The 11220-nt window shown below is 73.6% G+C and carries 11 protein-coding genes; 8 read left to right on the top strand and 3 right to left on the bottom strand.

Annotation, left to right across the window (positions count from 1 at the left end; genetic code table 11):
• Positions 1-17 precede the first annotated feature (17 nt).
• Both KLI87_RS26860 and KLI87_RS26865 read left to right on the top strand, forming a co-directional pair.
• Positions 18-1193: a histidine kinase gene (locus KLI87_RS26860; RefSeq protein WP_308166195.1), complete on the top strand. Its 1176-nt coding sequence runs from the start codon at positions 18-20 to the stop codon at positions 1191-1193.
• Positions 1190-1867 carry a response regulator transcription factor gene (locus KLI87_RS26865; protein ID WP_156216839.1) on the top strand — a complete coding sequence of 226 codons (678 nt, stop codon included), beginning with the start codon at positions 1190-1192 and terminating at the stop codon, positions 1865-1867. Before KLI87_RS26860 ends, KLI87_RS26865 begins: the two co-directional genes overlap by 4 nt.
• Positions 1868-1909: 42 nt before the next feature.
• On the opposite strand, the gene KLI87_RS26870 is transcribed toward KLI87_RS26865, so the two are convergent.
• Positions 1910-3043, bottom strand: coding sequence for an EAL domain-containing protein (locus KLI87_RS26870; RefSeq protein WP_156216838.1), 1134 nt, complete (start codon positions 3041-3043; stop codon positions 1910-1912).
• A gap of 302 nt (positions 3044-3345) precedes the next feature.
• The gene (locus tag KLI87_RS26875; protein ID WP_156216837.1) at positions 3346-3741 is read right to left on the bottom strand and encodes an ABC transporter permease; all 396 of its coding nucleotides are present in this window, start codon (positions 3739-3741) and stop codon (positions 3346-3348) included.
• An 85-nt stretch (positions 3742-3826) separates the two neighbouring features.
• Between KLI87_RS26875 and KLI87_RS26880 the strand changes: the two genes are divergently transcribed.
• The 6 genes from KLI87_RS26880 to KLI87_RS26905 all read left to right on the top strand — a co-directional run bounded on the left by KLI87_RS26880 (position 3827) and on the right by KLI87_RS26905 (position 9168).
• Positions 3827-4465: an AIM24 family protein gene (locus KLI87_RS26880; RefSeq protein ID WP_242893555.1), complete on the top strand. Its 639-nt coding sequence runs from the start codon at positions 3827-3829 to the stop codon at positions 4463-4465.
• Entirely contained in the window at positions 4465-5118 is a 654-nt protein-coding gene (locus tag KLI87_RS26885) for an AIM24 family protein (protein WP_156216836.1), read from the top strand. The genes KLI87_RS26880 and KLI87_RS26885 overlap by 1 nt, the downstream gene beginning before the upstream one ends.
• Positions 5119-5120: 2 nt before the next feature.
• Positions 5121-5882, top strand: coding sequence for an AIM24 family protein (locus KLI87_RS26890; protein ID WP_214619192.1), 762 nt, complete (start codon positions 5121-5123; stop codon positions 5880-5882).
• 292 nt (positions 5883-6174) lie between these two features.
• On the top strand, positions 6175-7773 hold the full coding sequence (locus tag KLI87_RS26895) for an ABC-F family ATP-binding cassette domain-containing protein (RefSeq protein ID WP_214619193.1): 1599 nt from the start codon (positions 6175-6177) through the stop codon (positions 7771-7773).
• A 116-nt stretch (positions 7774-7889) separates the two neighbouring features.
• Positions 7890-8102, top strand: a complete 213-nt coding sequence (locus KLI87_RS26900) for a helix-turn-helix domain-containing protein (protein ID WP_021596738.1) — start codon at positions 7890-7892, stop codon at positions 8100-8102.
• Between the two features lie 190 nt (positions 8103-8292).
• Positions 8293-9168: an enoyl-CoA hydratase/isomerase family protein gene (locus tag KLI87_RS26905; RefSeq protein ID WP_214619194.1), complete on the top strand. Its 876-nt coding sequence runs from the start codon at positions 8293-8295 to the stop codon at positions 9166-9168.
• Between the two features lie 78 nt (positions 9169-9246).
• On the opposite strand, the gene KLI87_RS26910 is transcribed toward KLI87_RS26905, so the two are convergent.
• Positions 9247-11178, bottom strand: coding sequence for a Xaa-Pro dipeptidyl-peptidase (locus KLI87_RS26910; RefSeq protein WP_308166198.1), 1932 nt, complete (start codon positions 11176-11178; stop codon positions 9247-9249).
• Positions 11179-11220 lie beyond the last annotated feature (42 nt).

Genomic DNA, 11220 nt, shown 5'->3' on the forward strand with positions numbered 1-11220 from the left:
GGTGCTGAGATGGGGGTGTGCCCCCGCTCCGCAGACTCACCACCCGCCAGGACGTGCTCATCGCGCTCGCGGGGCTGGCGGGCGGCCTCCTCATGATCGGGGTGCACGGTTACACGACGTGGGAGCAGGACTGGAACCCGGCGCGCGAGTGGCGGTTCCTCCCGCTCCTCGGGTTGTTCCCGGCGCTGCTGCTGCGGCGGCGCGCGCCGCTGACGGCGCTGGCGCTCGCCACGCCGTTCAACTTCGCCGACGTGCTGATGGGCCCGAGCTTCGCCACGGCGGTGATCTACGGGGACGTGCTGTACGCGGCGAGCCTGTACGGGCGGCGGCGGACGGCGGAGTGGCTGCTCGCGACGACGTGCGCGGCGACGCTGGTGGTCGCGGTCGGGTCCGGGATCGCGCTCGGCCAGGTGTCGCTCGGGGTGCTGGGCGGCGCGCTCGCCGGGGTGACGTGGATGGCGCCGGTGCTGACCGCGATGGCCGTCCGCGAGCACCGGTTCAAGGCCGAGGCCGAGCGGGAGCGCGCCGAGCAGGTGGCGCGGCTGGCGGAGCTGGACCGGCGGGCCGCGGTCGGCGCCGAGCGGGCCCGGATGGCGCGGGAGCTGCACGACGTGATCGCCAACCATCTGAGCGCCGTCGCGCTGCACTCCTCGGCGGTGCTGAAGGTGCGCGACCTCGACCGGGACGGCATCGACCGGGCGATGGAGGTCATCCGGGAGAACAGCGTCCAGGGGCTCGCGGAGATGCGCCGGATGATCGGGCTGCTGCGCGACGGCGGCGACGAGGAGGACCCGCCCGCCGCACCCCGGCTCGCCGAGCTCGGGCCCCTCGTCGCGCGGACGGCGCGTCCGGACCTGTCGGCCCGGCTGGAGGTGGCGGGGGAGGCGCCGGAGCTGCCCGCGGCGGTCGAGCTGGCCGCCTACCGGATCGTCCAGGAGTCGCTGACCAACGCGCTCAAGCACGCGGGCCCCGGGCGGGCCGACGTCCGGGTCGAGTACGGGCGGCGGCGCGTGGTGATCGACGTGGTGAGCCCGCTCGGGCGGGACGGGTCGCGCCTGCCGGGCTCGGGCAGCGGGCTGATCGGGATGCGGGAGCGGGCCGCGATGCTGGCCGGGGAGTTCGCCGCCGGGCCCGACGCGGGCCGCTGGCGGGTCCACGCCGAGCTGCCGCTTGACCAGGAGAGGACGACATGATCGAGGTGCTGGTCGCCGACGACCAGGCGGCGGTGCGGGCGGGCCTGGTCCTCATCCTCGGCGCGGCGCCCGACCTGCGGGTCGTCGGCGAGGCCGCCGACGGGCGCCGCGCGGTCGAGCTGGCCCGCGAGCTGCGCCCCGACGTGGTGCTCATGGACGTCCGGATGCCCGTCCTGGACGGGATCGGCGCGACCCGGGAGATCGCCGGGATCGCGGACGTGCTGGTGCTGACCACCTTCGACCTGGACGAGTACGTCTTCGGCGCGCTGCGGGCAGGCGCCGCCGGGTTCCTGCTGAAGGACGTCGACGCCGACCGGCTGGTGGAGGCGGTGCGGACCGTCGCGGCCGGGGAGGGGATCATCGCGCCGAAGGTGACCCGCAGGCTGATCGGGGCGTTCGCGGCGCGCCCGGCGGCGCCGCCCGGGGCGCCCGGCCTCGACGGCCTCACCCCGCGCGAGTGGGAGGTGTTCCGCTGCCTCGGCGAGGGGCTGTCGAACGGGGAGATCGCGCGGCGGCTCGACATGGCGGAGACCACCACCAAGACCCACGTCAGCCGCATCCTGGGCAAGCTGGGGCTGCGCAGCCGGGTCCAGGCGGCCATCCTCGCGCAGGAGACGGCCGCCGCGGGCCGCGCCCGCCCGGGCGGCGCTCCCATCCCGCCCGGGCTCCTGTGACGCCTCCTCGTCGATCTCAGCGATCTTCAGGGCCGCCGGGCGTCACGGGGACAGGCCGCGGATCAGGTCGGCGACGCGGACGATGCCGAGGCAGCGCCCGACCTCGTCCACCACGACGAGGTCGTCGTAGACCCGCTCGTCCTCCCGCCCGGCCGCGCGCAGCGCCGCCACCGCCGGGACCGTGCGCGGCACCGGACGCGGCGGATCGGCCAGCCGCGCGGCGGGCCGGTGGGCGTGCAGGGCGTGCCCGTAGGCGCCCGACAGCCGCAGCAGGAACCGCGTCCGGTCGACCGTGGACCGGGGCCGCTGCCGCTCGTCCACCAGGACGACGCTGGTGATGCCGGTCTCGGCGTTCAGCGCGGTCAGCACCTCCTGGGCGGTCGCGGTGTGCGGCAGCGTCACCGCCGGGAGCGTGAACTCCGAGACGCGCGGCCCGAGCCCGAGGCCCGGGTCGGGCGGCGCCGGGTCCTCGCGGGCCGCGACGGGGACCGTGATCGGCATCCCCGGCCGCCACTCCGGCGGGGCCAGCGCGGGCCCCTGGACGAGCCGGACCCCCAGCTCGCGCAGGTGCACCACCTGGTCCTGCGTCGCGAGGCCGGGCGCGAGGACGTGCGTGCCGAGCCGGTGCGCCAGCTCGACGAGGCTCGCCACCAGCGCCGAGCGCCGGGGTTCGGTCAGCGATCTGCGGGCCAGCTCCGGATCGAGCTTGAGCAGGTAGGACGCGCCGTCCACGAGCAGGTCGAGCGGCGCGTGCCCGGCGCCGAGGCCCGCCAGGCCGACGAGGTAGCCGGCCCGCCGCAGCCCGGTCAGGGCGGCGGCGACCGTCGGACGCTGCGCCGGCGGGAAACCGCCCGCGACGCAGATGATGAACTCCTGGGGACGCCGTCCCGTCTCCCCGAGCCCGTGGTGCAGCTCGCCGAGGAATGCGTCTCCGTGGGTCAGGGTCTCGGCCCGCAGGCCGATCTGCAGCGGAAGGGGGGTGCCCAGGTCCGCTGTCGCTCGGGCCGCCTCCACCGCGCGCCGCACGTCCTCCGCGGCGGGGTCGACCCGCGGCGGAGGACCGGACGCGGCGGGCGGACCCGCATGCGTTTCCACGGCGACGACGGTGCCGGTGCCGAGATCGACCACCGGATGGAACACCGCGCGCGCCGGGAGCAGGACATCAACGGCTGACACAGCCGCATCATGTCGCCCTCACCACGCCGAATCGGCGGTTGTCAGGAGAAGTTAACGCATAATTCGCCGGACATCATCGCAGGTCGTGGCATGGATCACCGGCGGGAACCGGGTCGTGTCCGGCCGTGTGCGCCATGTGGCGGCCCTCGATGGCGTGCGCGCCCCGGAGAATGTGCTATAGGAGCGTTCCAAGCGGCGCGTGCGAGGGGCGGTGCGAGGGGCGGTGCGACGGACGGGCGACGGACGGGCGACGCACGGCCGACGGACGGCTGGCGCACGCCCGGCGCACGGCGCCCGCCCGGCTACAGCCCGCGCCCGCCCGCGAGGGCCGACAGCAGGTAGGTGCCGCCCGCGAGCGCGGCGAGCCAGGCGTAGGGGGCGATGTCGGCGCCGCGCAGCGCCTGGACGACCAGCGCCGCCACCACCGCGACCGTCACCACGTCGCCGGTCATCGCGGCGGCGCGCAGGTGGGCGCGGGCCCGGTGGCCCGAGCCGAAGCCCTCGCCGAGCGGCAGCGCGGGCTCGTTGCGGCGGTAGGCGAGGTAGCCCGCGTACCCGGTGAGCGCGGCGAGCGCGGTCAGGGCCGTCCCGCTCCGCCCGTCGGCGGCCAGCACGGCTCCGACCACCACCCCCGCTGCCAGGACGAGCCCGGGTACGGCCCACCGGCTGAGGCTGCGGCGTTCGGGAGCGATCCACATGGTGACCATCCTCCCCGAAACGCCGCCGACGCGGACCGGCAACGCGCCGGTGCGCGCGGCCCCGGTGCCGGTATGTTCTCCGTCCGTGGCGCACTTTCGAATGAACGGCTCGAAAATGCTCGCCGTCGACCTCGCCGGGGAGACGGTCCGGGCACTGAACGGCTCCATGGTCGCCTACGAGGGCCAGATGGCCTTCAAACGGCAGGGCATGACGGGCGGCGAGGGCCTGCGCGGGGCCCTCAAGCGGAAGATCGCGGGCGAGGGCATGACGCTCATGGAGATCACCGGGCAGGGGACGGTGTACCTGGCGAGCGAGGCGACCGAGGTCACGCTCGTCCAGCTCACGGGCGACACGCTGTTCGTCGAGTCCGAGAGCCTGCTGGCCCTGGACGGGGGCCTGAAGACCGGCGTCCAGTTCATCGGGCTGCGGGGGATGGGCACCGGGCAGGGCCTCGCCACCACCAAGGTCGAGGGGCACGGCACGGTCGCGGTGCTGTCGGACGGCCCGGCGATCGCGCTGGAGGTGACGCCGCAGACGCCGCTGTGCGTCGACCCGCACGCCTACGTCGCCCACCACGGCCAGCTCCAGCAGGACGTCGTCACCGACGTCAACTGGCGGACGGTGATCGGCCAGGGATCGGGGGAGAGCGTGCAGTTCCGCTACCAGGGCCACGGCCTGGTCTACGTCCAGCCCGCCGAGCGCGGCGGAATCTTGGAGATCTGATGCCGGGATACCAGTCGATCAACTCCAAGATGCTCCAGGTGCCGATCGGCCCGGGGCAGGAGGTCTACAGCAGGCGCGGCGCGATGCTCGCCTACACCGGGCCGGTGGCGTTCGCGCCGTCCACCACGGCGGGGCAGGGCATCGGCGGCACGCTCGGCCGCGCCGTCGCCGGCGAGCGGACCGCGATGATGCACGTCACCGGGCAGGGCAGCGTCATGTTCGGGCACGGCGGCCTGCACGTCGCGGTCGTCGAGCTGAACGGCGCCGACACCCTCTACGTCGAGGCCGACCGGCTGCTGGTGCACGACGCGTCCCTCCAGGTGGGGACGATGTTCATGGGCGAGCAGGGCGGCGTGCGCGGCGTGATCCGGGGCGCGGTCACCGGGCAGGGGCTGTTCACCACGACGCTCACCGGGCACGGCGCGTGCGGGCTGCTGTCGCACGGCGGCGTGATGGAGCTGCCGATCACTCCGCAGCGGCCCGTCCACGTCGACCCGCAGGCGTACGTGGCGCACCGCGGCCAGGTGCAGAACAAGCTCACCACGGCGGTCGGGCTGCGCGACCTGATCGGACGCGGCTCCGGCGAGGGCTTCCAGCTGGAGCTGAGCGGCTCCGGCGTCGTCTACGTCCAGGCCAGCGAGAGGAAGATCTGACCGTGAGCACGTTCGGCACGCAGACCTGGAACCCCGGGACGCTCCCGGTCAACGACAACGTCAACCCCTACGCCTTCAGCGTCGACCTCAACGGGCAGTGGTTCGCGCAGAAGGGCAAGATGATCGCCTACTACGGGCAGATCAGGTTCGAGGCGCTGTCGGCGGGGCCGCTGGACTCCCTGGTCGCCCACACCTTCAACTCCCCGCTGTACGCGCAGGACTGGATCGTCGCGCAGGGGCAGGGCAAGCTCCTCCTGGCCGACCGGGGGTTCGACGTGAACTCCTTCGACCTCGACAACGGGAACCTCACCGTCCGCGCGGGCAACCTGCTGGCGTTCGAGCCGGGCCTGGAGCTCAAGCAGTCGATCATCCCGGGCTTCCTCACCCTCATCGGGACGGGGCGGTTCGTCGCGGCCTCCAACGGGCCCGTCCACTTCGTCGAGCCGCCGATCCGCGTCGACCCGCAGGCGCTGCTCGGCTGGGCGGACTGCCCGTCCCCCTGCCACCACTACGACCACTCCTACATGCGCGGGGCTTTCGGCGCCGCACGGATGATCTTCGGGGTGGGCGGGTCGTCGGGCGAGGAGCACCAGTTCGACTTCACCGGCGAGGGCACGGTGCTGATGCAGTCCTCGGAGGCCGTGATGAACGAGGACGTGCTGCTGCGCGACCTGGAGGGCCAGATCGGCCTGGTCGGCACGTCCGGGCTCCAGCGGCTCCAGCACACGATCACCCAGCGGCTCTCGTCCGAGCGCCAGGGCTGACCCCGCCGCCGGAACCGGCCACCGCGCCGCAACTGGCCGGAGCCGGTCACCTCCCCGCGACGGCCCCCGCGCAGGCAGCCGTACCGGCCGCCGTGTACGTGGCGCCCGCCCGCTCACGAGCCGTCACCCGCGAAGCGGGCGTGGCCGGGCGTCCCAGGGCGTCGCGTACACTGGGCGGATGGTTTCGCTCCCGAGCTGACAGGCCGTCGAGGCGCGCCCCGGTCACCCCGACCGCGGCGCGCCGTTTCGTGCGCCTGTCCATCGAGCCGTCCGTCAGGGGAGCCCTGTCACTGTGATCATCGCGAACGACATCGAGCTGCGCGCCGGATCCCGGCTGCTGATCGAGGCCGCCACCTTCCGGGTCAACCCCGGCGACCGGGTGGGCTTCGTCGGCCGCAACGGCGCCGGCAAGACCACCCTCACCAAGGTGCTGGCGGGGGAGGCGCTGCCCGCGCAGGGCGGCGTGACGTCCTCGGGCACCATCGGCTACCTCCCGCAGGACCCGCGCGGCGTCGACCTGGAGGAGATGGCCCGCGACCGCATCCTGTCCGCCCGCGGCCTGGACGAGGTGATCCGCGACCTGCGGGCCGCCGAGGAGGCGATGGCCACCGCCTCCGACGCCGGGCGTGACCGCGCCGTCCGCCGGTACGGGCGGCTGGAGGAGCGGCTGCACGTCCTCGGCGGCTACGCGGCCGAGGCCGAGGCCGCCTCGATCGCCTCCAGCCTGGGCCTGCCCGACCGGGTCATGACCCAGCCGCTCGGGACGCTGTCGGGCGGCCAGCGGCGCCGCGTCGAGCTGGCCCGCATCCTGTTCTCCGGCGCCGACACCCTCCTGCTGGACGAGCCGACCAACCACCTGGACGCCGACTCGATCGTGTGGCTGCGCGACTTCCTGAAGTCCCACCAGGGCGGCCTGGTCGTCATCAGCCACGACGTGGACCTGCTGGACGCCGTCGTCAACCGGGTCTTCCACCTGGACGCCAACCGCAGCGTGATCGACATCTACAACGTCGGCTGGAAGAAGTACCTCGACCAGCGCGAGACCGACGAGCGGCGCCGCAAGCGCGAGACGGCCAACGCCCAGCGGCAGGCGTCCGCGCTGCTCTCGCAGGCCGACAAGATGCGCGCCAAGGCCACCAAGGCCAAGGCGGCCCAGCAGATGGACCGGCGCGCGAGGCAGCTCCTCGCGGGCGTGGAGGGCGAGCGGCAGGCCGACAAGGTCGCCAAGATCCGCTTTCCGGATCCGGCGCCGTGCGGCCGGACTCCGCTCACCGCGGAGGGTTTGTCGAAATCGTACGGATCTTTGGAGATTTTCACCGACGTGGACCTGGCCATCGACCGGGGCAGCCGCGTCGTCGTGCTGGGCCTGAACGGCGCGGGCAAGACGACCCTGCTGCGCATGCTGGCCGGGGTCGACAAGCCCGACACCGGCGCGGTCGTGGCCGGGCACGGGCTGCGCATCGGCTACTACGCACAGGAGCACGAGACGCTGGAGGTCGAGCGCTCGGTGCTGGAGAACATGCAGTCGGCCGCGCCCGGGATGGCGCCGGTCGAGGTCCGCAAGATCCTCGGCTCGTTCCTGTTCTCCGGCGACGACGTGGACAAGCCCGCGGGCGTGCTGTCGGGCGGCGAGAAGACCCGGCTGGCACTGGCGATGCTGGTGGTCTCCAGCGCGAACGTCCTGCTGCTGGACGAGCCCACCAACAACCTCGATCCGGCCAGCCGCGCGGAGATCCTGGCGGCGCTGCGGACCTTCGCCGGAGCGATCGTACTGGTGACCCACGACGAGGGCGCCGTCGACGCGCTGCGGCCGGAAAGAGTGATTTTGCTGCCGGATGGTGTCGAAGACATCTGGAGTGACGAGTTTGCTGATCTGGTGGCACTTGCGTGACCTGCGGACGCCCTTCAGCAGATCTTTTCTGGCCGAGTGGGTAGCCGAACGCGCGGGAATGACTGATCATGGCGGGGGATAACGCAGCGGTCACCACATCACTACGGGAGGTACTCGTGGCCGAGACCCTCAAGAAGGGCACCCGCGTGACCGGTGCCGAGCGCGACAAGCTGGCGGCGGACCTCAAGAAGAGGTACGACTCCGGCGAGAGCATCCGCGCCCTGGCAGCCGCCACCGGCCGCTCGTATGGGTTCATCCACCGGATTCTGACCGAGTCCGGAGTCAACCTGCGCGGTCGCGGCGGTGCGACCCGGGGCAAGAAGTCCTGAACGGACACCGACCCCCGGATGAGCGCACCGCCTGACCCGCCGCCGCGGCCGGCCGAGTAGGGTTCGGCCGCGGCGTAGGACAGGTTCGGGCCCGCCCCACTGGACGGCGGGGTGGGCCCGACGCGCCTCCCTGCGCCGTGATCGCGGGCCTCGTGCCCGCGTCGTCACAGGTCACAGCGGAGGGAGCGCGATGACGGACGCGAGCGCGCAGCCAGGACCGGAACCGGCCAACGCACCGGGACCGGGCCTGCGCGAGCCCGGTTCGGACGAGCCCAGCCTCGACGGGGCCGGACTCGGCGGGACCCCTCCGAGCGGGGCGGCTCTCGCCGAGGCCGGCCTTCGGCTGGAGGTCGACGGCGCCGTCGCGACCGTCACGCTGAACCGCCCCGAGCGGCGCAACGCGATGACCTTCGCGATGTGGCGGGGCCTGGCCGCCATCGGCCGGTCGCTGCCGGACGCGGTGCGCGTGGTCGTGCTGAAGGGTGCGGGGCCCTCGTTCTCCGCGGGCATCGACCTCACCCAGTTCTCCGAGCACGGCTTCCCCGACGGCGCCGACGCCGAGGCCACCGACCGGTTCATCGCGGAGCTTCAGGACGCCTACACCTGGCCGCGGCGGCCCGAGATCGTCACGATCGCCGCCGTGCACGGCCACGCGATCGGCGGCGGCTTCCAGCTCGCCCTGGCCTGCGACCTGCGCGTGATCGCCGACGACACCGCCTTCTGCATGAAGGAGCCCGCGCTCGGGCTCGTCCCCGACCTGACCGGCACCAAGCCGCTCGTCGAGGCCGTCGGCCTGCCCCGCGCGCTCGAACTGTGCCTGACCGCCCGCACCGTCCACGCCGAGGAGGCCGCGCGGCTCGGCCTGGCCGAGACGCTCGTCCCGCGCGGCGCGCTCGACGGGGCCGTCGCCGACCTGGTCGCCGCCCTGCTCGCGGTGGACGCGGGCGCCGCCGTCGCCACCAAGCGCCTGCTCCGGCAGGCGCCCGCGAACACCCTCGAACAGCAGTGCGCCGCCGAGCGCCGGGAGCAGATCGGCCGCTTCCGCGCCCTGTTCGCCGCCCGCTGACGCGCGGCGGCCCGTGAGCCAGGCGGGCCGGTGCCGTCGCGAACACGACGGCACCGGCCCGCAGGCGCTGGGACGGGTCTACTGGAGGGACTCGCGGCCTCCCCGCGCGAGCGGCAGCAGGACCTTGCTGGTGCCCGGGGTGAGCGTGACCTTGGTGCCCGCCGGGTAGCGCAGCGTGTAGTCGTAGTCGGTGGACAGGACGATCACGCCGAGGCGGTGGCCCGCCTTGACGACGTAGTCGGTCGGCTGGAAGTCCCAGCGGAAGTCGTAGGCCTTGCCGGGCGTGATCGGCTCGGTGCGGCTCGGGCTGTGCCGGTTCCGCGCGTCCAGCCAGCCCCGAGTGATGATCTTGTAGGGGGCGGTCTCGGTGTACAGCTTCTGCCGGGTGGTGCAGCCGTCGTCGCCCGCGACGCCCTGGCCGAAGCAGACGCGCTCACCGGTGTCGAGGCGGCCGCCGGTCGGCCGGGCGTCGGTGCCGTAGTCGACCAGCAGCGCCGTCAGGTACGGCGACCTCCCGTCCAGCGAGGCGCGGACCGACATCTCGGGGGTCCCGTTGACGCGCAGCGGCGCCGTGAGCGCCGGGGTCAGGTAGGCGAGCCGGTTCGGGTCGGCCTTGTCCTCGTTGACCAGCAGCTCCTCGGCGGTCCTGGTCCTGCCCGCGTCCACCAGCGACTGGTCGGCGCCCTGCCGGGGGCGCAGCGCGAGCGTGCCCGGCTGCCCCGCGTCGCCCGCGTTGAGGCTCAGCGGGACGGTGCGGGTGCCGGGGACGGGCCAGTCCTTGGCCGTCTCCCACTGCCCGGGGGCGCGCTCGACGTCGACGCGCGGCTCCTTGTCGATGCCGTTGCGGATGCCGTAGAGGTACCGGTCGAACCAGTGGTGCGTCTGGCGCAGCCACTCCTCCAGGCGCCAGCGGAACGGCGTCGCGTGGTTGGCCTGGTGCAGCCAGAGCTTGCGCGGCACCCCCGCCTGCTTCAGCGCGTTCCACCACTGGACGGAGTTCTTGACCTTGACGTTCCAGTCGTTCAGCCCGTGCACGACCATGACGGCCGCGCGGACCTTCCTGGCCTGCCCGACGTAGTCGCGCTCGGCCCAGACCTTGCCGTAGTCGCCGGTCTCGCGGTCCTGCTTCGCCTCGATGTCGTCGATGATCTTCGCGCAGACCTCGGGGTTCTGCCGGGTCAGCACCGCCTTGGCGAGGACGTCGAGGTCCTCGCCCTGGTAGCCGCCGGGCGCGAGCACGCCGCCGTTGGCGCGGTAGTAGTCGTACCAGCTGGAGATGCCCGCGATCGGCACGATCGCCTTCAGGCCCTGCACGCCGGTCGCCGCCGCCATGTTCGGCAGCGTCCCGTTGTAGGACTGGCCGATCATGCCGACGTTCCCGGTCGACCAGCCGGCCTTCACCGGCGTGCCGTCGGGCGCGAAGCCCTTGGCGCGGCCGTTCAGCCAGTCCACCGCCGCCTTGGCGCCCGCCTGCTCGCTGCGGTCGCCGGAGGTCGGGCAGCCGGTGGAGCCGCCCGTCCCGATGCTGTCGAGGTTCGCGATGGCGTAGCCGCGCGGCAGGAAGTAGTTGTCGTAGATGCCGGGGAAGATGCCGGCGAGGTCGCGCCGGCTCGGCGCCAGCGCCCTGCCCTGCGCGTCGCCGATGTCGACCGGGTGGTTGTCGACGTTGTGGGTGCCGGCCCAGTACGGGCTGGCCTCCAGGATCGTCGGGACCTTCAGCCCGGCGGTGTCGGTCTCCTTCGGCCGCATGATCCGCATCTGGACGCGGTCGCGGACGCCGTCCTCGTCGCTGTCGACGGTCGTCTCGATGTTGACGGTCTGGGTGACCGCGTCCGCGCGGGAGAAGACCGGCTGGGTCTCGCCGCCGCTCACCGTCAGGCGAGGGACGGTCTCGGGGGCGCGCGCCGGCCTCGTGGGCGCGGCGGCGCCCGCCGGGAGCGCGGTGGTGGCGAGCAGCGCGGCGGTGAGGGTGATCACGCCGGCGCCGCCTCGCGGGAAGCGTCGTCTCACTGGTGGGCTCCTGGGGGGATGTGAGCCTGAAAAGTTGTCGAT

Origin of the sequence: Actinomadura sp. NEAU-AAG7 (assembly GCF_018603865.1) — a bacterium.
Lineage (GTDB): Bacteria > Actinomycetota > Actinomycetes > Streptosporangiales > Streptosporangiaceae > Spirillospora > Spirillospora litoris.